This window comes from Nocardioides oleivorans (assembly GCF_004137255.1).
Taxonomy (GTDB): domain Bacteria; phylum Actinomycetota; class Actinomycetes; order Propionibacteriales; family Nocardioidaceae; genus Nocardioides; species Nocardioides oleivorans.
On the sequence record NZ_SDWT01000001.1, the window covers coordinates 1,210,662 to 1,230,785 of the forward strand.

Here is a 20,124-nt window from a genome sequence, read left to right on the forward strand (position 1 = left end):
ACGCTAGTGGTCGGACCCGTCCGCCGAGTGGAGTACGCCGGTGCGCGCGAGGTCGGCGTACCAGCGTGCGCTCGACTTCGGCGTACGCACCTGCGTGGCGTAGTCGACGTGGACCAGGCCGAACCGCTTCGCGTAGCCGAAGGCCCACTCGAAGTTGTCGCAGTAGGACCAGTGGAAGAAGCCACCCACGTCGACGCCCTCCTCGACGGCGAGGTGCACCGCGCGGAGGTAGGCGTCGAGGAAGGCGATCCGGTCGGGGTCGCGGACCTCCCCGTCGTCGTCGGGGCGGTCGGCGAAGGCCGCGCCCGTCTCGGTGAGGTAGACGGGCAGGCGCGGGTAGTCGTCGTGGAGGCGGCGCAGCAGCCGGTGCAGCCCCTCGGGCTGGATCTCCCACCCCATGTCGGTGACCGGCAGGCCGCGACTGGGGAAGGTGACGTGCTCGGACCCCACGAAGGGCGAGAGCGCCACCCGGTCGGGCTGGTCGGAGCCGATGCCGACGACGTCGGTGCGCGGGTGACCGGAGACCTCGTTGCCGTGGTAGTAGTTCACGCCCAGCACGTCGATCGGTGCCGAGATCGCGGCCAGGTCGCCGTCGTGGACGACCTCGACCCACGGGCGCCCGTCGAAGGTCAGCCCGGCGGTGTCCTCGAGCAGGTCGGCGGGGTAGGCACCGCGGAAGATCGGGTCGAGGAAGAACCGGTTGTGGAGCGAGTCGATGCGGCGCGCCGCGTCGACGTCGACCGGGTCGTCGGGGTCGCTCGGGTCGGGCACGGTCAGGTTGAGGCTGATCCCGAGCCGGTCGGCGCCGCGGCTGCGGAGCTCCTGCACGGCGAGGCCGTGGGCGAGCAGCAGGTGGTGACCGGCCACCAGGCCGGCGGCACCCTCCTGACGACCCGGGGCGTGGTGTCCCGCGGAGTAGCCGAGGAACGCCGAGCACCACGGCTCGTTGAGCGTCGTCCACGTCGGGACCCGGTCGCCGAGCGCCTCGTGCACGGAGACGGCGTACTCGACGAAGCGGTGCGCGGTGTCGCGGTTGGTCCAGCCGCCGGCGTCCTCCAGCACCTGCGGGAGGTCCCAGTGGTAGAGCGTCAGCCACGGCGCGATGCCGCGCGACAGCAGCTCGTCGACGAGGCGGTCGTAGAACGCGAGCCCGGCCGGGTTGACCGCGCCGGCGTCGGGCCGCACGCGGGGCCAGGCGACCGAGAAGCGGTACGACGAGGCGCCGAGGTCGGCCATGATCGCGACGTCCTCGCGCATCCGGTGGTAGTGGTCGACCGCCACCTCACCGGTGTCGCCGCTCATCACGGCGCCCGGGACCTGGGAGAAGGTGTCCCAGATCGAGGCGGTGCGGCCGTCCTCGGCCACGGCGCCCTCGATCTGGTAGGAGGCGGTGGCCATCCCCCAGACGAAGTCCGGGGGAAAGCTCAGCCGACCACGGTGCTCGACGACGGCGGCGGCGGGGGTGCTCTGGACGGTCATCCCTTGACGGCTCCTTGCATGATGCCGGACACGAGCTGGCGCCCGGCGAGGACGAACAGGACGAGGAGCGGGATGGTGGCCAGGGTGGTCCCGGCGAGGACCAGGCTGAAGTCCTTGAAGTACCCGCTCTGGAGCTGGTTGAGCGCCACCTGGATGGTGGGGTTGTCCGGCGGCAGGGCGATCAGCGGCCAGAAGAAGTCGGTCCACACCTGCATGAAGGTGAAGAGCCAGAGGATGGCCGCAGCCGGTCGCGCCGCCGGCACGGCGACCGTCAGGAAGGTGCGGATCTGGGAGCACCCGTCCATCCGCGCGGCCTCGATGAGCTCGTCGGGCACGGCGTCGACGAGGTACTGGCGCATGAAGAAGACGCCGAAGGCGGTGACCAGCCACGGGATGACGACCGACCAGACGCTGCCGGCCCACCCGAGCTTGGACATCAGGATGAAGAGCGGGACGACGCCGAGCTGGGTCGGGACCGCCATCGTCGCGATCACGAAGACCATCAGGGGACCGCTCCCCCGGAAGCGGAGCTTGGCGAACGCGTAGCCCGCGAGGGTGCAGAAGAAGACCACCGAGCACGCCGTGACCGTCGAGACCATCAGGCTGTTGCCGAGGGCCTTCCAGAAGGGGAGCGAGTCCAGGACGCGCTGGGCGTTGTCGAGGAAGTGACCGCCCGGGAGGAGCGGCGGGATCCCCTGGGACGCCTCCTCCTTGGTCTGCGAGCCCAGCAGGAACGACCAGTAGAGCGGGGCGGCCGAGCCGAGCACGAAGGCGATCAGCAGGCCGTAGACGAGGAAGCCCGGACGGCGGCTCATCCCCTGCCTCCGATCGTGCCGAGACGTCCGAGACGTCGGATGAGCAGGAAGTTGACGACCGCGAACGCGCAGATCACCAGGAAGAGCAGCCAGGCGGTCGCCGAGGCGCGGCCCAGGTCACGCAGCTGCCAGCCGAAGTCGTAGATCAGCATCGTGATGGTGCCGAACTGGCGGTCGCTGCCGCCGTTGCGGGCGGTCGTCTGGTCGAAGAGCCGCGGCTCGGCGAAGACCTGCAGCCCACCGATCGTGGACGTGATGATGACGAAGATCATCGTGGGCCGGATCATCGGGACGGTGATCGAGAGGAACTGGCGCAGCCGCCCGGCGCCGTCGATCGCCGCCGACTCGTAGAGCTCGCGCGGCACCGCCTGCATCGCGGCCAGGAAGATCAGCGCGTTGTAGCCGGTCCAGCGCCAGTTGACCATCGTGGCGATCGCCACGTGGCTGGCGAGCCGGTTGGTGTGCCACGAGACGGGGTCGATCCCCACGACGCCGAGGATCTCGTTGGCCAGGCCGTAGCGGTCGCCGTACAGGCTGCCGAAGATGATCGCCACCGCGACCGGCGAGACGACGAACGGCAGCAGGATGCTCATCCGCCAGGCCGTCCTGGCCCGGAGCTGGTTGTCGAGCAGGGCGGCCAGCACCAGGGCGATGAGGATCTGGGGCACCGAGGAGATCGCGAAGATGCTGATCGTGTTGACCAGCTGCTTGGTGAAGTAGGGGTTCTGGAGGACCTCGCGGTAGTTGTCGAGGCCGACGAACTCCCCCTTGCCGCCCAGCAGGCTCCAGTCGTGGACCGAGACCCACGCGGTGTAGAGCAGGGGGAACATGCCGATGACGAGGAAGAGCAGGAAGAACGGCGAGATGTAGAGGTAGGGCGCGAGCGTGTGGTCGAGGCGGCTCAGCCGCTGCCGCCACTGGGGGCGTCCGGAGCCGCCGGTCGGCTGGCCCTTCGGGCCGGGCGGCCGGGGTGGCGACACCGTCTCGGTGTCGCCACCCCGCGTGGGGAGGGAGGTGCTCACGTCTCGCCGTTCGGTGGTGGGCGGTCAGGGTCCGGTCGGGGGCCGGTCAGCCCAGTGCTTCGACGTCGGCCAGGAACTGGTCCCACGAGGCGTCGGGGTCCTTCGAGCCGTCGTCGACCCGGAGGACCGCCGCCTGGAAGGCCGTGAGGATGTCGGAGTACTTCGGACCCTTGAAGGGCTGCACGGTGATGGCGGCGGCACGGTCGGCGGTGATCTCACCGATCGGCGCGTCGTTGAAGAACGCGTTGGTGGCCTCGTTGACCTCCGGGGAGTCCTGGGCCTCGACCTGGCTGGGGAAGGCTCCCACCGCCTCGAAGGCCTTGGCCTGCTGCTCGGGCGCGGTCAGCCAGGCAGCGACCTTCTTGGCCTCCTCCTGGTGCTCACCCTGGGCCGGGACGGTCAGGAACGAGCCGCCCCAGTTGCCGCCGCCGCCGGGGAAGGCGTTGGCGATGTCCCAGCCGTCGACACCCTCGGAGTTGCCCTCGATGATGCCCATCATCCAGCCCGGGCAGGCCATCGTGGCGAAGGCGTCCTCCTGGAACTGCGCGTTCCAGTCGTCGCCCCACTGGGCGACCCTGGTGGAGAGGCCGCGGTCGACGTTGTCGGTGACGGCGGTGTAGACGGCCTCGAGCTCGGGGTTCTCCACGTCGACGGTGCCGTCGTCGGTCTCGAACGGGTTCGCGACCTGGTTGAGCATGGCCTGGGCCAGCCCGCCCGAGGAGTCGTACCAGGCGGCACCGGGCATCGCCTCGACGAACTCGTCGCCCAGGGCGAAGTAGTCGTCCCACGTGCCCATCATCTTCGCGACCTCGTCGCGGTCGGTCGGGAGACCGGCCTTCTTGAACAGGTCGGCGCGGTAGCAGATGCCCTCCGGGCCCACGTCGGTCCCGTAGCCGATCATCTGGCCCTCGGAGTTGGTGCCGGCAGCGGCCTTCCAGTCCAGCCAGCGGCCGTCGAGCTCGGGGTCGGTGAGGTCGACGAAGGCGTCGCTCTCGGCCATGATCGCGGGCATCGCGTCACCCTCGATGGCCTCGATGTCGGACAGGCCGGAGCCGGCCGCCAGCTTGGTGTAGAGGTTGGCCTTGGCGTCGTCCCAGGTGCCGACCTTGACCTGCTTGATCTTGATGTCGTCGTTGGCCGCGTTCCACTCGTCGATCAGGCCCTCGTAGCCGAACTCGTTGAACGTGGCCACGGTGATCGTGGTCGTGCCGTCTGCACTCGCGTCGTCACCGCCGCCGCCACAGGCGGCCGCGGTCGTCGCGAGGGTGAGCGCCACCAGCGCGCTCGTGGCGAGTCGTACTCGCCGGCTCTTCGGGGTCTGCACCACTGCACTCCTGCCATCCTGCGGGGAACCGGACTGGTCGTCCGGCCTGGCGGACGGCGGGTGAGAGGTGTGAGAGCGCTTCCACTTCCGTCCGCCGACAATGTGTCAGGCGTCACACAGGATGTCAATGGCACGCGTGGGTCGCACGCTCAGATCATGGGAGCGCTTCCACGATTGGAACGTTCACGACCACTCCAGGACGCCGTCGTCGAGCTTCGCGGTGCGGATCTTGACGGCGTCGTGGAGGTAGCTCTGCCTCAACGACCACGGCTCCACGGTGCCCTGACGGGGCAGCGTGTGGACGAGGCGCTGGACGTAGCCGGAGTCGAAGTCCATCAGCGGGACCTCGGCGACCGAGTCGTCGCGCACGGGCACGACCGTGCGGGTGCCGGTGGCCCGGAGCCGCTTCAGGACGCGGACGACGTACTCACCGACGAGGTCGGCCTTCAGCGTCCACGACGCGTTGGTGTAGCCGATGGTGAAGGCGAAGTTGGGCACCCCGGACAGCATCATGGCGCGGTAGGCCATGGTCTCGTGCGGCTTGATCGCCTCGCCGTCGATGCGGAGCTCGGCGCCGCCGAAGATCTGGAGGTTGAGGCCGGTCGCGGTGACGACGACGTCGGCCTCGAGGTGGTCGCCGGAGGCGAGGTCGATGCCGGTCTCGGTGAAGGTCGCGATCCGGTCGGTGACCACCGAGGCGGAGCCGTCCTTGATGGCGTGGAAGAGGTCCCCGTCGGGCACCAGGCACATCCGCTGGTCCCACGGGTCGTAGGTCGGGTTGAAGTGCGTGTCGACGGCGTAGCCCGGGGGCAGCAACGCGACGTTGGTCTTGCGCACGACCTTGCGCACCAGGGCGGGCCGGCGCTTGCTGACGTTGAAGAGCGCGGACTGGAGCACGATGTTCTTCCAGCGGGTCACGGCGTAGGACGGACCTTCGCCGACGACCCTGGTCAGCCCGCGCTTCACCTTGTCCTTGCCCGGCACCGAGATGACGTACGTCGGTGAGCGCTGCAGCATCGTCACGTGGGCCGCGCCGGTCCCGGCCATCGCCGGCACCAGGGTGACCGCGGTCGCGCCCGAACCGATCACCACGACGCGCTTGCCGGCGTAGTCGAGGTCCTCGGGCCAGTGCTGCGGGTGCACGACCTGGCCGCGGAAGCGGTCCTGGCCCGGGAGCTCGGGCGTGTAGCCCCGGTCGTAGTCGTAGTAGCCACTGCACGACCAGAGGAAGTCCGCGGTCATGGTGCGTTCCTCGCCGTCGACCTGCGAGGTCACGGTCCAGCGGGCGGTCTGGGAGTCCCAGTCGCACGACGTGACGTGGTGGCCGTAGCGGACGTGCCGGTCGACGCCGTACTCCCGCGCGGTGTCGCGGAGGTAGTCGAGGATCGACGCGCCGTCGGCCAGCGCGGTGTCGCCGCGCCACGGCCGGAAGCGGTAGCCGAGCGTGTGCATGTCGGAGTCCGACCGGACGCCGGGGTAGCGGAACAGGTCCCACGTGCCGCCGCTCGCGGCGCGGCGCTCGAGGAGGGCGTACGACGTCCCCGGCAGGTCCTTGACCAGGTGTGCCGCCGCGCCGATGCCCGACAGCCCGGCCCCGATGATCAGGACGTCGACGTGCTCGCTCATCCGTCCAGCGTAGGTCAGGTCAGCGCGAATTGTAACTATGAGTTACACCTCAGCGGGCCGGCTCGAGTCACCGGATATCCGGTGACCGCCCCGGTTGTCGGCCTGGATCTGGGTGCCGAACCGGGAGACTCGGGTGCAAAGGTCGGCCGGCGGGCCTTTCAGCGGGCGTAGAGCTCCACGAACCGCGCGAGCAACCGGACCGGCTCCGTCACCAGCGCCTCCCGGGCGTCGGCCTTGAGCTGCTCCTGCTCGTGCGGCTCGTAGTAGCCGTGCGCGCTGTAGGCGTCGATCCGGTCGCAGATCGCGATCGCGTCGAGCTCGGGGTGGAACTGCGTGGCATAGACGTTGAGCCCGATCCGGAAGGCGTGCACCGGGCAGGTGTCGGTCGAGGCGAGCAGCACCGCACCCTCGGGGAGCCGGGAGACCGCCTCCTTGTGGCCGAGGTAGGCCAGGAACTCGGCGGGCATCGGCCCGAAGAGCGGGTCCGCCCGCCCCGCGTCGGTGAGCCTCACAGGCAGCGCGCAGATCGGCTCGCCCCAGGTCCGGTCGACCGTGCCGCCGCCGAGGCCGCCGAGCACCCCGATGCCGTAGCAGGCGCCGAGGAAGGGGAAGTCCGCCTCGACGGCGCGCACCGCGAGGTCGTGGAGGTCGGACTCGGCCTGCCGCTGCGCGGGCGACTTGGCCTCCTCGGGGTCGGACGTGTTGAACGGCCCGCCACCGAGGATGACGCCGGACCAGTCGTCCAGGTCGACCGGTCCGAGCGGCGCCTGCTCGAGGCGGACCCGGACCAGCTCGTCCGGTCGCAGGCCGCACCCGGCCAGCACGGCGTCGTACTCCTGCTGCGCGACGTCGTCCTCCGCGCGCGTGCCGAGGAAGAGGAAGGGCCTCAAGCCTGCACCGCCGCGCCCGAATCGAGGAGGCCGTCGATGCCGTCGACGCCCCAGGCGGCGAGTGCCTCACGGGTGTGCTCGCCGGGGAGCGCGGGCGCCCGGTCGAGGGTGGCCCGCGTGCGCGAGAACCGCGGCGCGGGAGCGGGTTGGGTGATGCCGTCGGGCGCGACGAAGGTGCCGCGGGCCGCGAGGTGCGGGTGGGCGGGGGCGTCGGCGAGGGGTACGACCGGCGCCACGCAGGCGTCGGTGCCGTCGAAGACCTCGGCCCACTCGGCCTGCGTGCGCTCCTTGAAGCGCGCGGTGAGGGCGTCGCGGATCGCGGCGGCGTTGGCGGGGTCGTCGCGGTCGGGCAGGTCGACGCCGATCCGCTCGACGAGCGCCGCCCAGAACTGCGGCTCGAGCGCACCCACGCTGACGTGCGCGCCGTCGGACGTCTCGTAGACGTCGTACCAGGGCGCGCCGCCGTCGAGCATCCCGTCGCGACGGCGTCCGCTCGCGATCCCCATGGCCACGAAGCTCGACGCGATCGCGTTGAGGTGGGCGGTGCCGTCGACGATCGCGGCGTCCACGACCTGCCCGCGACCACTGGCGCGCGCCTCGAAGAGGGCGGCGAGGACCCCGATGACGAGGTACGTCGACCCGCCGCCGAAGTCGCCGAGCAGGTTGCCCGGGAAGTGCGGGCGGTCGGGGTCCTGGCCGAGGCCGTGGAGGGCGCCGGTGATGCCGATGTAGTTCATGTCGTGGCCGGCGACCTGGCTCCACGGCCCGTCCTGGCCCCAGCCGGTCATCCGCCCGAACACCAGGCGCGGGTTGCGATCCAGGCACACGTCGGGCCCGAGCCCCATCCGCTCGATGGCGCCCGGGCGCATGCCCTCGACCAGCACGTCGGCCCGCTCGACGAGGTCGAGCACGGTCGCCACGGCCTCGGGCTTCTTGAGGTCCAGCGCGACGCTCGGGCGGCCCCGGTTGAGCAGGTCGGCCCGGCCGGCGGCGAACATCCCGCCACCCGGCCGGTCGATCCGGATCACGTCGGCACCGAGGTCGGCCAGCAGCATGCACGCGTGCGGCCCCGGCCCGATGCCCGCGACCTCCACCACCCGCACGCCCCGCAGCGGCCCGGTCCCCTGCCCCAGCTCGTACGTCATGCGCCCGATCATGACACCGCCGCTGTCACGGTCGCGAGGGGTGTGGTCGCGCGCGTTCTGGCTTCCCACCTTGCAACTCGTTGCATAGGTGTCGCACACTGAGGCCATGGCCCTCGAGCACGCGCTCCTCGTCGCACTGAGCGAGCGACCCGCGAGCGGTCTCGAGCTGACCCGGCGCTTCGAGAGGTCGCTCGGCTTCTTCTGGCACGCGACGCACCAGCAGATCTATCGCGTGCTCGGCCGGATGGTCGACGACGGGTGGGTCACGGTCGAGGTCGTCGCCCAGGAGGGCCGCCCCGACAAGAAGGTCCACACGCCGTCGGACCTCGGCCGTGCGGCGCTCGAGGCGTGGCTGGCCGAGCCGCTGCCGATGGAGACCTTCCGCAGCGAGCTGGCCGTCAAGCTGCGCGGGGCGTCGTACGGCGACCGCGCGAGGCTCGCCTCCCACCTCGAGACGACCAGGGCCGAGCACGTCGCCCGGCTGGCGGCGTACGAGCTGATGGAGCGCGAGCAGTTCCCCGACCCCGCCGGCCTGGACGAGGCGGCGCGGGACCAGTGGCTGGTGCTGCGCGGCGGCATCGGGCTCGAGCACTTCTGGATCGACTGGATCACGGACTACCTGCAGGAGACGTCATGACGCACCCCCTCTACCCCCACCTCCTCGAGCCGCTCACGCTCGGCGCGGGCGACGACGCGCTGATGCTGCGCAACCGCGTGGTGATGGGCTCGATGCACACCGGGCTCGAGGACCACCCGTGGGACATCGACAAGCTGTCGGAGTTCTTCGCCGAGCGGGCGCGCGGAGGGGTCGGCCTGATCATCACCGGCGGCTACGCGCCGACCAAGCGCGGCTGGCTCAAGCCGTTCGCGAGCGAGATGACCAACCGGCTCCACGCGATGCGCCACGAGCGGGTCACCGGTGCGGTCCACGACGCCGGCGGCGCGATCGCGCTGCAGGTGCTCCACGCCGGCCGCTACGGCTACCACCCGCTCTCCCAGAGCGCGTCGGACAAGAAGTCGCCGATCACACCGTTCAAGCCGAGCGCGATGTCGACGAAGGAGGTCGACCACACCGCGACCGCCTTCGCCCGAAGCGTCGCCCTGGCCCGCAAGGCGGGCTACGACGCGGTCGAGATCATGGGCTCCGAGGGCTACCTCATCAACCAGTTCCTCGCCGCGCGCACCAACGACCGTGACGACCAGTGGGGCGGCTCGCCCGCGCGTCGCATGCACTTCGCCGTCGAGGTCGTACGACGCTCGCGCGAGCTGGTCGGCGCGGACTTCCCGATCGTCTACCGCATCTCGCTGCTCGACCTGGTCGAGGGCGGCCAGACCTGGGAGGAGACCGCCGAGCTGGCGCTGCACCTGCAGGCCGCCGGCGTGACCGTCTTCAACACGGGCATCGGATGGCACGAGGCCCGCGTGCCGACGATCATCACGCAGGTGCCGCGCGGTGCCTGGCGGTCGTACACCGCCCGCCTCAAGCAGGTCGTCGACGTCCCGGTCTGCGCGTCGAACCGGATCAACACCCCCGAGCTCGCCGAGGACATCCTCGCCGCCGGCGAGGCCGACCTCGTGTCGATGGCGCGACCGCTGCTGGCCGACCCGGCCTTCGTCGCCAAGGCGATGGACGAGCGCGCCGACGAGATCAACACCTGCATCGCCTGCAACCAGGCCTGCCTCGACCACGTCTTCAGCAACGAGCGTGCGAGCTGCCTGGTCAACCCGCGCGCCTGCCACGAGACCGAGCTCGTGCTGATGCCGACGATGCGCAGGCAGACGGTCGCCGTCGTCGGGGCCGGTCCCGCCGGCCTCGCCGCCGCGACGAGTGCCGCCGAGCGGGGCTTCGCGGTGACGCTCCTCGAGAAGTCGGCCTCGCTCGGCGGCCAGTTCCGGCTGGCCATGGCCGTCCCCGGCAAGGAGGACTTCGCCGACACGCTCCGCTACTTCACCCGCCGGCTCGAGGTGCTCGGCGTCGACGTGCGGCTCGGCACCGAGGCGACCCCCGACGACCTCGCCGGCTTCGACCAGGTGGTCGTCGCGACGGGCGTGGAGCCCCGCATCCCGGAGATCCCCGGCATCGACCACCCGTCAGTGGCGTCGTACGCCGACGTGCTGAGCGGCGCCGTCACCCCGGGCAGGCGCGTCACCGTGATCGGTGCCGGCGGCATCGGCGTCGACGTGAGCGTCTTCCTCACCCACGAGCCCGAGGACCTCGACGACTGGATGGCCCACTGGGGCGTCGGCGACCCGGCCCTGCACGAGGGCGGCCTCGTCGAGAAGTTGCCGCGGACGCCGGCCCGCGAGGTGACGCTCGTGCAGCGCAAGACCACGCCCATCGGCATCGGCCTCGGCAAGACGTCGGGCTGGGCGCACCGCGCGGTGCTCAAGCAGTCGAAGGTCACCCAGGTCAGCGGTGCGACCTACGACCGCATCGACGACGACGGCCTCCACGTGACGGTCGACGGGGTGAGCCGGGTGATCGAGGCCGACACGATCGTGGTGTGCGCCGGCCAGGACTCCGTGCGCGGGTTGTACGACGACCTGGACCACGGGTCCGCCCGTCTGGTCGGCGGAGCCACGGTGCACCTGATCGGCGGAGCCGATGTCTCCGCGGAGCTCGATGCCAAGCGGGCGATCCGCCAGGGCACCGAGGTCGTGGCCGCGCTGTGAGGATCCTCTCGACCGTGGGCGTGCGCTCGCGTGCCCAGTCGCCCGACGACGCCCGGACCCTCGAGCGGCCGTCCGGTCCCCCGTCGAGGCGGACGGCCCTCGGCGAGCTCGGTGCCGGCCTCGACGCCGTACGCCTGCTGGGTGCAGCCCCGCGCCTGGCGTCCGCGCCGCGCGGTGACGGCCACCTCGTGGTGGACATCCCCGGGTGGCGGGCACCGGAGCTCTCGGGGGCTCCGCTGCGGGCCTACCTGCGACGCCTGGGGTACGACGCCCGCGGATGGGGCTTCGGCACGAACACCGGCGACCCGCGTCGTGACGTCGAGCGCCTCTCCGAGCGGCTCCTGCGGCTCGTGGACGCGGCGGGGTCGCCCGCCTCGCTGGTGGGCTGGAGCCTGGGCGGCGTCGTCGCCCGCGAGGTCGCCCGTCGCCACCCCGAGGCCGTGCGCCGGGTGATCACCTACGGCACCCCGGTCTCCGGCGGTGCCGCCCACACGACGGTCGCCCGCTTCTTCGGGCCCGGCTCCGACGACGCCGACCGGGTGACCCGCCGGCTCGACGCACGCTCGCCGATCCAGGTGCCCCTCACGGTGATGTTCTCCCGCCGCGACGGGATCGTCTCCTGGCAGGCGTGCATCGACCACGCATCGCCGTCGGCCGAGCACGTCGAGGTCTTCTCCACCCACCTCGGGATGGGCGTCGACCCGGACGTGTGGTCGGTCGTCGCCGGCCGCCTCGCGCAGGGCCGGGACTGAGGTCGGACCCGGCACCGGTGGACCGGGCCTCACGACCCGGCCCACCGGGCAACCCCTGCCGATGTGGTCGGACCACTGTTCACGGATCCCGGTCGCCGCGCAGGTCGAGCCTGCGGAGCCCGGTCGCCCCAGGGGTGGGGCGAGGCCTCGAGGGTAGCGGCGGGACCGCCTGTGGGCGACTGACTTGCGAGCCCGCACGGGCCTGACAGATGTCACGCCGAGGTCGTGACGACCGGTGTGTCCACGGCCGGTCACCCGGGTGGACCGTGGCGACATGAGCACCTCCCAGCTGTCCCAGCCCGACCTGCCCGGAACCGGCACCGGGCCGGTGCCCGCCGTCCGCCTCGAGGGCGTGACGAAGTCCTTCGGGTCCGTGGAGGCGGTCCGCGGCATCGACCTCGAGCTGCACCACGGTGAGGTCGTGGCGTTCCTCGGCCCCAACGGTGCCGGGAAGACCACGACCATCGACATGGTCCTCGGGCTGTCCCGTCCCACCAGCGGCAGCGTCGAGGTGCTCGGCCTCGATCCCCGCCGGGCCATCGCCCGCGGGCTGGTCTCGGCCGTCATGCAGACCGGCGGCCTGATCAAGGACCTGACCGTGCGCGAGACGGTCGCCTACACCGCCAGCCTCTTCGCCGACACGCGTCCCGTCCCGGAGGTGCTCGCCGACGCCGGCATCACCGAGATCGCCGACCGCAAGGTCGGCAAGTGCTCGGGCGGCGAGCAGCAGCGGCTCCGGTTCGCGATGGCGCTGCTGCCCGACCCCGCCCTGCTGCTGCTCGACGAGCCCACGACCGGGATGGACGTCGAGGGCCGCCGCGCCTTCTGGTCGTCCATCCGCCGCGACGCCCAGCAGGGCCGTACGGTCCTTTTCGCCACGCACTACCTCGAGGAGGCGGACCAGTACGCCGACCGCATCGTGCTGATCTCCCGGGGCCGGGTCGTCGCCGACGGCAGCGGCTCCGAGATCCGCGCACTCGCTGCGGGGCGGACGGTCCGGGCCACCCTGCCCGGCGCCGACACCGACCGGCTCGCCGCGCTCGTCGGCGTCGACGGTGTCGAGGTGCGCGGCGACACCGTGCTCGTCCGCGCCAAGGACAGCGACGCGGTCGCCCGCTACCTCCTGACCGAGACCGCCGCTCGCGACGTCGAGATCACCTCGCACGGTCTCGAGGACGCCTTCCTGAGCCTGACCACCGAGGAGAAGTGATGAGCAGCGCCACGATCGACCCCACCTCCCGCCGGGTCCCGCCGCTGGGCGGGTTCAACCGGACCATCCTCGGCATCGAGCTCCGCCGGATGATGCGCAACCGCCGCACCATCATCTTCACCCTCGTCTTCCCGACCGCGATGTTCTTCGTCTTCGGCTCGGGCGCGGGCGGCGACGAGCGGGTCGGTGTCGGCAACGTCGCGGCCTACGTGATGGTCTCGATGGCGTTGTACGGCGGCGCGCTGATCGCGGCGTCCGGCGGCGCGATGGTCGCGGTCGAGCGCGCCCTCGGCTGGTCCCGCCAGCTGCGGCTCACCCCGCTGCACCCGATCGCGTACATCATGGTCAAGGCGCTGGTCGCGCTCGCGACGGCGGCGCTCGCGATCGCCGTCGTCAACGTCATCGGCGCCGTCCGCGGCCAGCCCGACATGCCCACCGCGACCTGGCTGGAGTGCGTCGTCACCACGCTGGCCTGCACGATGAGCTTCGCCGCACTCGGGGTCTTCGTCGGCTACCTGGTGCCCGGCGAGAACACCATGCAGATCCTCGGCCCCGGCCTGGCGCTGCTGTCGTTCCTGGGCGGGCTCTTCATCCCGCTCTCCCAGTACAGCCCCCTCATCCGCGACATCGCCTACTGGACCCCGATGTACGGCGTCGCCGAGGTCGCCCGTGCGCCGCTGACCCGCGACCTGCCGTGGTTCGCGATCGTCAACGCGGTCGTGTGGTTCGCGGTCTTCGTGCTCGGCGCGGCCTGGCGGATGAGCAAGGACACCGCGCGGGTCTGAGGCCGACGCCGGGTCGCGGCGACCGTTACCGAACAGTCCGGTCTCCCATGACCGTTTCGACGACCGGACTGTTCGGTAACGGTTGCGATGTCGAGGAACCGGAGCCCGTTCCGTCCCCGGTGCACGACAACCGCACCAACGACGGAGGATCAGACCATGGGACACATCAAGCGCTTCGACCACGTCGGCGTCACGGTCCGTGACCTGGCCCGGGCGACGGAGTTCTTCGTGGGCCTCGGCCTGGAGGTCGAGGGCACGACGTTCGTCGAGGGCGACTTCATCGACGACGTCATCGCCATCCCGGGCTCGCGCACGGAGATCGTGATGCTGCGCTGCCCGGGCGGCGGGAGCATGGTCGAGCTGTCGAGCTTCGTCCGCCCGGACATGACCGGGGGATCGCCCGACCCGATGGCCAACGAGCTCGGGCTGCGCAGCCTTGGCTTCGAGGTCGACGACATCGAGGGCGCCGTCGCGTGGGCGCAGGAGCAGGGCTACGGCCTGGTGGGCACCATCGGCGAGTACGAGGGCGTCTGGAGGCAGGCCTACGTCCGCGGGCCGGAGGGGATCATCGCCTCGGTCGCGGAGCGGATCGGCTGACTGCTACGGCAGCGGCGAGGGCTCGGTCGGCGGCGCGTCGGGCTGCCCGGGATCGATCGGGCCGGGCCCGCTGGGGTCGCCGGGCGGGATGATCTCGGGCTCGGGGAGCGGAGGCGTGGTGGTCATGCCTCCTGCCTACGCCGCTCCCGGTCGGATCTGCACACCCCTAGCGGGGGTCGAGCAGCTGGACCGTCCGCTCGTCCTCCCGCCCGTCGAAGTAGCGGTCGAGCACCGCCCCGAACACCGGCTCGGACGGGTCGGCCCGCGCGAAGAGCGTCATCGACGAGCGCAGCTTCAGCGCGTCGACCGGGCCCAGCACGTCGTCGGCCGACGAGGCGTCGAGGTCGACCAGCGCCGTGCAGCACTCCCGCAGCCGCGGCCCGAGCACGTCGTGGGCGAGGTACGCCACCGCCTCGGCGAGGCCGGAGACGGCGTACTCCCGGGCCGTCGCCGAACGTCCGAGGCCGGCCACCTGGGGGAAGACGAACCACATCCAGTGCGACGTCTTGCGTCCCGCACGCAGCTCGGCGAGCGCCCGGTCGTGGGTGCCGCCGTCGTCCTGGGCGCGCACGAAGCGTTCGAGGTCCATGCGTCCTGCCTACGGGCCCGACCCCCGGATCTCCACACCCTTCGGGCTGAACCGGATGATCCGCGGGCGCGTGGCGGTCCTTCCGGTTCCGAGGCCGCCTCGCCACGATGTGGGCATGGCGGACGAGATCGGCAGTGGGCGCGGGGTGCTGGAGGAGTGGAACGACGAGCGCGGCTTCGGGTTCATCGTCCCGGCCGACGGCGGGTCCCGCGTGTTCGTCCACGTCAGTGCCTTCCCCCGCGGTCGACGACCGGTCGCCGGGAGCGAGGTCAGCTACGCGGAGGGACGCGACGAACGCGGCCGTCGCCGGGCCGACCGGGTCGCGGTGGTCGGCGCCCGCCGGTCAGGAGCGCCCCACCCGCGCGGCACCGTGCCGGCGCTCGCCGTGGTGGGCGTCCTGGTGGTCGTGCTCGCAATCCTCACGCAGCGGGGCGACCTGCACGCGCTCGTGCCGATCGTCTACGCGGTGATGAGCCTGGCGACGTTCGCGACGTACGGCGCCGACAAGGCCGCCGCCCGAGCCGGGAGGTGGCGTACGCCGGAGTCGACCCTGCACGCGATGGCGCTGCTCGGCGGGTGGCCCGGTGCGCTCGTGGCCCGTCGCCTCCATCGCCACAAGACGAGGAAGCAGCCGTTCGTCACGGTCCTGTGGCTCACCGTGGTCGTCAACTGCGCCGCAGTGGGCTGGCTCGCGCTCGGCAAGCCGTTACCGTGACGCCGTGCCCCCCACCTCCCGCGCGACGCAGCTCGGCGCGCTCGTCCTCCTCCTGCGACCGACGTACGTCCTCACCGAGGTGGTCACGGCGGCCGGGACGCGGGGCGGCTACAGCTTCGTCGCCGACACCGTCAGCAAGCTGGGCGAGGTCGGGACGACCGACGGCTACAGCTCACCGCGCCACGCGGTGATGAACGGGTCCTTCATGGGCTACGGAGTCGCCCTCGCCGGCGGCGCGCTGCTGATGGCCGCGCCGCTCGGCCCGTGGGTGACGGGTCTGCTCGTGGTGTCCGGGGCGAGCTCGTACGCCGTCGGGCTGGCGCCGCTCGACCAGGACGCGACCCTGCACGCCCTGGCCGCGACGCCGTTGTTCGTCGCGCAGCCGCTCGCGCTGGCACTGCTCGGGCACCGCCTCAAGCACGAGAGGCCGCGCCTGGCGAAGGCCCTGCTCGCGACCGGGATCGTCACCGCGGCGGGTGCCGTCGGCTTCGTGCTGTCGGGCGAGGAGAGCCGGGTGGCCGGCACCCTCGAGCGGGCCGCGCTGTGGCCGGTGCTCGGCGGGCTCGCGGCCTTCGCGTGGTCGTACCGGCCCCGCCGCGGTCAGTAGCGCCTGCGCCGGTCCTGCACCTTCTTCACCGCGGCCTTGATCTTCGCCTGGTTGTGCGGCTTGCGCGCCTCGTCGAAGACCTTCTTGGCGACGCCGAGCGCCGCGAACTTCTTTCCCATGCCCATGCGCCCACCCTGCCGGAGCGGTCCAAGGCACGGATGAGAGGTCCATGAGAGGCCTCTCATGAAGATCCCTACTTAAGTCGGACATCTGTGACCCGCGCCACGACGAACCACCAGACAAGCCGCCGGTCCCGGCGGCCCTGTCGACGAAGGGTCACTCCCATGCGTTTCCCCGCAGTCCGCCGCCCGTCCCCCTCCCTCGCCGTCTCGGTCGTGGCGCTGGTCGTGGCGTCCACCGGTACGTCGTACGCCACGGGCCTGATCGGCTCCCCGGACATCAAGGACAACTCCATCGCCTCGGTGGACATCAAGAACGGCACGATCCAGGGCAAGGACGTCAAGAAGAACACGATCGGCGCGAAGCAGGTCAAGGACGGCTCGCTCCGCGCCCGTGACTTCAAGGCGGGCCAGCTCCCGGCCGGCCAGACCGGTCCCCAGGGCCCGGCAGGCGTGGGCCGCTGGGCTCTCGTCGACGCGACGGGCACGATCATCGCCCAGTCCGGTGGCTTCTCCGTGACCGCCGCCTACCCGGCGACGCCCGCCGCCGCCAACGGCAACGTCTACATCAACGCTGGCGAGAACCTCGCCAACAACGGCATCATCGCCACGATCGCCCTGCAGAACACCGTCGACCAGAACGGCGACACCGTCACCAACGGCCGCGCGCCCGGCGCCGACAGCAACCCGGAGTTCTCCGGCGAGGTCGCTGCCGCGATGTGCACGCCCGGCGTCGTGAACTGCGCGCCTCCCGGCACCGGCAACACCAGCCACCTGGTCGTGAGCCCGCGCAACAGCGACGGCAGCTTCACCACCGACGGCGACCGCAAGCGCTTCTACGTCGTCGTCACCGGTGACTCGACCGACCGGGGCTGACCTGCTCGACCACGACTGATCGACCACAGCTGATCGACGGGGCCGCTCTCGGGCCGGCCCCGTCATCCCCAGCCGGCAGACCCCCTTGTTTGGGGTCTGCTGCTGGGGGAACTCTCTCCTCAGACAGGGAGGGTTCGCATGACGATCATTCTCGACCCCGCAGCGGTCCGGGCCGGCTGGGTCCACGGCGACGACGCACACGCCGACGTGCAGGACGCCCTCGGCCGCACGACGGACGCGGCCGGGCACGACCTGGCTGATCTCGCCGCGACGCTCGCCGACGCGGCCGGTGACCTCGACGGCGTGCTCCGCGTGGTCCTCGGCGTGATCGCCGAGCACCACGTCAACACCGAGCAGTGCATCGCCGACTTCGTGGCGAGCGACGGCAACTCGGCGGGAGAGTTCCATGGGCTTGCTCGATGACGCCGTCTCGGGCCTGAGGGGGGTCCTGGCCACGGTCGAGGACATCGACCTCTGGCCGCCGTGGGACGCCGCGCAGACCATCGTCGACGCCGTCGCGCAGGCGGTCGAGATCGCGACGCAGCCACCCGAGCCGAAGCCCGGCGACCTCAACGCGGCGGCTGCTGTCTGGCGACGCATCGCCACCTCCGTCGACGACGCGAGCAACGACCTCGGCACCTGCCGCGACAAGATCGGCACCGCTGCCTGGGACGGCACCTCGGGAGACGGGTTCCGTACGTCGATGGCGCGCCTGCGCACCCGCACCGACACCGTCCCGCCCGCCTGCCGCGCCGTGGCGACCGCGCTCGACACGCTCGCCGACTCCATGACCGACGCCCGCGAGCGCCACCGGCGCGCCGACGACCAGCTGCGCCAGAACCTCGAGCTGTCGTGGGGAGACCTCCTCCCGTGGGAGCTCGTCGACCACCTGCGCGGGGTGGTCGAGGGCGTCGTGCACGCGATCCGGGAGGCCATCGGCGCCTACGAGGACGCAGCCGACGCGATCCACGTCGCGCGCAACGCGATCCGCACCGCGATGGACGAGATCGACCTGCCCGACCACCTGCCCGACGGCATCAGCCCCGTCTCGCTGGTCAACGGCTGGGAGGACGAGGACGGACCCCTGTCCGGCTCGGCGCTCGAGGACTACGACGAGGCGTTCGGCAACCTCAGCCCCGCCGAGCAGCAAGCCGTGCGCGACGCCTTGGCCGGCGCCCGCAGCGACGAGGAGCGCGCCTGGATCATCGCGGGCGTGGCCTCAGGGCTGAGCGGCACCGCGCTGGCCAACTACCTGACCAAGCTGCACACGATGAGCCCGTCGGAGCTCGACGACCTCGACCCGCCGACCGACGGCTCCTACGAGCAGCCCGACCAGACGACGTGCGGCTCCTCGACGCTGGTGATGTCGCGGATGCTCAACGACCCGGCCTACGCGCTGTGGATCGAGACCGGGTACGACCCCGAGACGGGGATCACCGACCCCCGCACGCCCGAGCAGCGCTTCGCCGACGAGTCGCTCGCCATGCACGACCGCACCAACAGCCACCGGGACCGCGACGGCGACCTCCAGTTCCCGTGGCCCGAGGCCGCCGGCACCCAGCCGTGGGCGGTGGCCAACGAGATGTCCTCGGATGGCGGCAGCGGCGTGCCCGGCACGGACTACGAGGTGGACACGGTCGCCCCGGGCGACCGAGGCACGACCTACGACCACATCGCGACCGCGGTGGAGAGCGGGCACAACGTCCCGCTCTACGTCGGCGACACGACCCGGCCGGGTCACGTCGTGCTGGTCACGGGCAGCACGGGCGACACGCTCACGATCTTCGACCCGGCCTCCGGGCACGAGCAGACGATCTCCCGGGACGACTTCACCAGCGGGAACCTCGGGGTCTCCGGGTGGGACGAGCCGTGGTTCGCCGTCACGCCGTCGTCCTGACGCTCGCGCTGGCCGCGCCGCTCCTGGCCGCGTGCAGCGGCGACCCGGAGATCACCTCCGACCGCAGCGACCTCGAGCGCGCGGTCGCCGTGTGGTCCGACCCGTGGGTCGCCCCCGACTCCGCGACGGTCGCCGGGCCGGCGCTCGGCAGCAACGGCCAGGTCGACCGGGTCGTCGCGCGGCGGACGACGTCGTACGACCGGGACGTGGCGTCGGCCGCGCGCTCCGAGCTGCACGCGGCGAAGTCGCACGGGTGGCTGCGCACCTCCAGCACCTGCGGCGACGCCGTCCAGGTGGCACTCGTCTCCCCCAGCGGCGACGCGCTCGCCCAGCTCGTCGTGACGCCCGAGGGTGACGGTGCCGAGGCGGCGCTGCAGGTCGTCACGCGCCACCACCTCGATGCCACCTGGCCCGCGCCGGACACCATCGAGCTCACGTGCCTGAACAGCCAGTCCCCGACCTTCGTCGCCCCACCGATCCAGTCGACACCACTCGGCGACGCGAGCGCGGTCGACGATGCGCCGGCCGAGTGGCAGGACGAGGCGGGCGCCTCGGCGCTGCTCGACGAGGTCAACGCCGATCCCGCGCTCGAGTCGGTCGGCGTCCGCGTCGCGGCGCCGAGGCTCGAGGACGGGGTCAACCGGCGGCTCGCCCCCGCCGGCGTCGGCAGCACGGCGGCCAGGAGCCTCGGCGGTCTGGCGGCCGAGCTGGACGGATGGACGCTGACGTCCGCTGCCTGCGGAGGGGGCGGCTCCACCCGGGGCACCTTCGTCCGCTCGTACGGCGACGGCTGGGCCGTGCTCGCGGCCACCATCACCGACGACACCGCCGACCTGCGGGTGACGCTCCCGGTCGACGAGGGTCCGGACCCCGCGTGGCTGGGTGACCTGGTGCCGGTCGAGGGCTCGGTCTGCGTGGACGGGCCGACGTCGCGCCTCCCCCGTCAGTCCGATGGCGTGCCCGCCGTCCTGCCGAGCGACCTGACGCCGATCGCCGACTAGTC

General features: G+C 71.9%; 22 protein-coding genes. 12 read left to right on the plus strand and 10 right to left on the minus strand.

All coding sequences use genetic code 11. The annotated features are described in order from the left end of the window. Window positions 1–3: 3 nt before the first annotated feature. From EUA93_RS05780 to EUA93_RS05810, 7 genes are all read right to left on the minus strand, one after another. Window positions 4–1,479, minus strand: coding sequence for a GH1 family beta-glucosidase (locus tag EUA93_RS05780; RefSeq protein WP_129399264.1), 1,476 nt, complete (start codon window positions 1,477–1,479; stop codon window positions 4–6). Continuing rightward, complete coding sequence (locus tag EUA93_RS05785; RefSeq protein WP_129399265.1) at window positions 1,476–2,294, minus strand: carbohydrate ABC transporter permease; 819 nt, start codon at window positions 2,292–2,294, stop codon at window positions 1,476–1,478. The genes EUA93_RS05780 and EUA93_RS05785 overlap by 4 nt, the downstream gene beginning before the upstream one ends. Then, the gene (locus tag EUA93_RS05790) at window positions 2,291–3,316 is read right to left on the minus strand and encodes a carbohydrate ABC transporter permease (RefSeq protein ID WP_242497251.1); all 1,026 of its coding nucleotides are present in this window, start codon (window positions 3,314–3,316) and stop codon (window positions 2,291–2,293) included. The genes EUA93_RS05785 and EUA93_RS05790 overlap by 4 nt, the downstream gene beginning before the upstream one ends. Window positions 3,317–3,362: 46 nt before the next feature. Then, window positions 3,363–4,640 carry an ABC transporter substrate-binding protein gene (locus EUA93_RS05795; protein ID WP_129399266.1) on the minus strand — a complete coding sequence of 426 codons (1,278 nt, stop codon included), beginning with the start codon at window positions 4,638–4,640 and terminating at the stop codon, window positions 3,363–3,365. Between the two features lie 183 nt (window positions 4,641–4,823). Next, window positions 4,824–6,266: a flavin-containing monooxygenase gene (locus tag EUA93_RS05800; RefSeq protein WP_129399267.1), complete on the minus strand. Its 1,443-nt coding sequence runs from the start codon at window positions 6,264–6,266 to the stop codon at window positions 4,824–4,826. Window positions 6,267–6,424: 158 nt separating this feature from the next. Next, window positions 6,425–7,156: a glutamine amidotransferase gene (locus EUA93_RS05805; protein WP_129399268.1), complete on the minus strand. Its 732-nt coding sequence runs from the start codon at window positions 7,154–7,156 to the stop codon at window positions 6,425–6,427. Continuing rightward, window positions 7,153–8,301, minus strand: a complete 1,149-nt coding sequence (locus EUA93_RS05810) for a CaiB/BaiF CoA transferase family protein (protein ID WP_129399269.1) — start codon at window positions 8,299–8,301, stop codon at window positions 7,153–7,155. The genes EUA93_RS05805 and EUA93_RS05810 overlap by 4 nt, the downstream gene beginning before the upstream one ends. Window positions 8,302–8,407: 106 nt before the next feature. Between EUA93_RS05810 and EUA93_RS05815 the strand changes: the two genes are divergently transcribed. From EUA93_RS05815 to EUA93_RS05840, 6 genes are all read left to right on the plus strand, one after another. Next, window positions 8,408–8,938 carry a PadR family transcriptional regulator gene (locus tag EUA93_RS05815; protein ID WP_129399270.1) on the plus strand — a complete coding sequence of 177 codons (531 nt, stop codon included), beginning with the start codon at window positions 8,408–8,410 and terminating at the stop codon, window positions 8,936–8,938. Next, window positions 8,935–10,974: an NADPH-dependent 2,4-dienoyl-CoA reductase gene (locus EUA93_RS05820; RefSeq protein WP_129399271.1), complete on the plus strand. Its 2,040-nt coding sequence runs from the start codon at window positions 8,935–8,937 to the stop codon at window positions 10,972–10,974. The genes EUA93_RS05815 and EUA93_RS05820 overlap by 4 nt, the downstream gene beginning before the upstream one ends. 14 nt (window positions 10,975–10,988) lie before the next feature. Continuing rightward, window positions 10,989–11,726 (plus strand): esterase/lipase family protein, encoded by a 738-nt coding sequence (locus EUA93_RS05825; protein WP_129399272.1) that lies wholly within the window; start codon window positions 10,989–10,991, stop codon window positions 11,724–11,726. A 274-nt stretch (window positions 11,727–12,000) separates the two neighbouring features. Continuing rightward, complete coding sequence (locus EUA93_RS05830; RefSeq protein ID WP_129399273.1) at window positions 12,001–12,936, plus strand: ABC transporter ATP-binding protein; 936 nt, start codon at window positions 12,001–12,003, stop codon at window positions 12,934–12,936. After that, window positions 12,936–13,721, plus strand: coding sequence for an ABC transporter permease (locus EUA93_RS05835; RefSeq protein WP_129399274.1), 786 nt, complete (start codon window positions 12,936–12,938; stop codon window positions 13,719–13,721). The genes EUA93_RS05830 and EUA93_RS05835 overlap by 1 nt, the downstream gene beginning before the upstream one ends. Window positions 13,722–13,877: 156 nt before the next feature. Next, on the plus strand, window positions 13,878–14,318 hold the full coding sequence (locus EUA93_RS05840) for a VOC family protein (protein WP_129399275.1): 441 nt from the start codon (window positions 13,878–13,880) through the stop codon (window positions 14,316–14,318). 3 nt (window positions 14,319–14,321) lie between these two features. On the opposite strand, the gene EUA93_RS22170 is transcribed toward EUA93_RS05840, so the two are convergent. Further along, window positions 14,322–14,444, minus strand: a complete 123-nt coding sequence (locus EUA93_RS22170; RefSeq protein ID WP_275937857.1) for a hypothetical protein — start codon at window positions 14,442–14,444, stop codon at window positions 14,322–14,324. A 40-nt stretch (window positions 14,445–14,484) separates the two neighbouring features. Beyond that, the gene (locus tag EUA93_RS05845; protein WP_129399276.1) at window positions 14,485–14,907 is read right to left on the minus strand and encodes a DUF1810 domain-containing protein; all 423 of its coding nucleotides are present in this window, start codon (window positions 14,905–14,907) and stop codon (window positions 14,485–14,487) included. A gap of 115 nt (window positions 14,908–15,022) precedes the next feature. Between EUA93_RS05845 and EUA93_RS05850 the strand changes: the two genes are divergently transcribed. Next, window positions 15,023–15,622: a DUF1294 domain-containing protein gene (locus tag EUA93_RS05850; protein WP_129399277.1), complete on the plus strand. Its 600-nt coding sequence runs from the start codon at window positions 15,023–15,025 to the stop codon at window positions 15,620–15,622. A 4-nt stretch (window positions 15,623–15,626) separates the two neighbouring features. Continuing rightward, window positions 15,627–16,229, plus strand: coding sequence for a DUF998 domain-containing protein (locus EUA93_RS05855; protein WP_165355073.1), 603 nt, complete (start codon window positions 15,627–15,629; stop codon window positions 16,227–16,229). Here EUA93_RS05855 and EUA93_RS22175 read toward each other — a convergent pair. Continuing rightward, window positions 16,223–16,354, minus strand: coding sequence for a hypothetical protein (locus tag EUA93_RS22175; protein ID WP_275937858.1), 132 nt, complete (start codon window positions 16,352–16,354; stop codon window positions 16,223–16,225). The genes EUA93_RS05855 and EUA93_RS22175 overlap by 7 nt on opposite strands. A gap of 159 nt (window positions 16,355–16,513) precedes the next feature. Between EUA93_RS22175 and EUA93_RS05860 the strand changes: the two genes are divergently transcribed. The 4 genes from EUA93_RS05860 (at window position 16,514) to EUA93_RS05875 (ending at window position 20,122) form a co-directional block, all read left to right on the plus strand. Then, window positions 16,514–17,224 (plus strand): hypothetical protein, encoded by a 711-nt coding sequence (locus EUA93_RS05860; protein WP_129399279.1) that lies wholly within the window; start codon window positions 16,514–16,516, stop codon window positions 17,222–17,224. Window positions 17,225–17,362: 138 nt separating this feature from the next. Further along, window positions 17,363–17,647 carry a hypothetical protein gene (locus EUA93_RS05865; RefSeq protein WP_129399280.1) on the plus strand — a complete coding sequence of 95 codons (285 nt, stop codon included), beginning with the start codon at window positions 17,363–17,365 and terminating at the stop codon, window positions 17,645–17,647. Then, on the plus strand, window positions 17,631–19,121 hold the full coding sequence (locus EUA93_RS05870) for a cysteine peptidase family C39 domain-containing protein (protein WP_129399281.1): 1,491 nt from the start codon (window positions 17,631–17,633) through the stop codon (window positions 19,119–19,121). Before EUA93_RS05865 ends, EUA93_RS05870 begins: the two co-directional genes overlap by 17 nt. After that, window positions 19,094–20,122, plus strand: coding sequence for a hypothetical protein (locus EUA93_RS05875; protein WP_129399282.1), 1,029 nt, complete (start codon window positions 19,094–19,096; stop codon window positions 20,120–20,122). The genes EUA93_RS05870 and EUA93_RS05875 overlap by 28 nt, the downstream gene beginning before the upstream one ends. Window positions 20,123–20,124 lie beyond the last annotated feature (2 nt).

Coding starts and splice junctions, on each gene's coding strand:
- EUA93_RS05815 (WP_129399270.1), top strand. CDS start 8,408: ATGGCCCTCGAGCACGCGCTCCTCGTCGCACTGAGCGAGCGACCCGCG.
- EUA93_RS05830 (WP_129399273.1), top strand. CDS start 12,001: ATGAGCACCTCCCAGCTGTCCCAGCCCGACCTGCCCGGAACCGGCACC.
- EUA93_RS22170 (WP_275937857.1), bottom strand. CDS start 14,444: ATGACCACCACGCCTCCGCTCCCCGAGCCCGAGATCATCCCGCCCGGC.
- EUA93_RS05820 (WP_129399271.1), top strand. CDS start 8,935: ATGACGCACCCCCTCTACCCCCACCTCCTCGAGCCGCTCACGCTCGGC.
- EUA93_RS05835 (WP_129399274.1), top strand. CDS start 12,936: ATGAGCAGCGCCACGATCGACCCCACCTCCCGCCGGGTCCCGCCGCTG.
- EUA93_RS22175 (WP_275937858.1), bottom strand. CDS start 16,354: ATGGGCATGGGAAAGAAGTTCGCGGCGCTCGGCGTCGCCAAGAAGGTC.
- EUA93_RS05810 (WP_129399269.1), bottom strand. CDS start 8,301: ATGACGTACGAGCTGGGGCAGGGGACCGGGCCGCTGCGGGGCGTGCGG.
- EUA93_RS05860 (WP_129399279.1), top strand. CDS start 16,514: ATGCGTTTCCCCGCAGTCCGCCGCCCGTCCCCCTCCCTCGCCGTCTCG.
- EUA93_RS05845 (WP_129399276.1), bottom strand. CDS start 14,907: ATGGACCTCGAACGCTTCGTGCGCGCCCAGGACGACGGCGGCACCCAC.
- EUA93_RS05870 (WP_129399281.1), top strand. CDS start 17,631: ATGGGCTTGCTCGATGACGCCGTCTCGGGCCTGAGGGGGGTCCTGGCC.
- EUA93_RS05840 (WP_129399275.1), top strand. CDS start 13,878: ATGGGACACATCAAGCGCTTCGACCACGTCGGCGTCACGGTCCGTGAC.
- EUA93_RS05865 (WP_129399280.1), top strand. CDS start 17,363: ATGACGATCATTCTCGACCCCGCAGCGGTCCGGGCCGGCTGGGTCCAC.
- EUA93_RS05785 (WP_129399265.1), bottom strand. CDS start 2,294: ATGAGCCGCCGTCCGGGCTTCCTCGTCTACGGCCTGCTGATCGCCTTC.
- EUA93_RS05850 (WP_129399277.1), top strand. CDS start 15,023: ATGGCGGACGAGATCGGCAGTGGGCGCGGGGTGCTGGAGGAGTGGAAC.
- EUA93_RS05780 (WP_129399264.1), bottom strand. CDS start 1,479: ATGACCGTCCAGAGCACCCCCGCCGCCGCCGTCGTCGAGCACCGTGGT.
- EUA93_RS05800 (WP_129399267.1), bottom strand. CDS start 6,266: ATGAGCGAGCACGTCGACGTCCTGATCATCGGGGCCGGGCTGTCGGGC.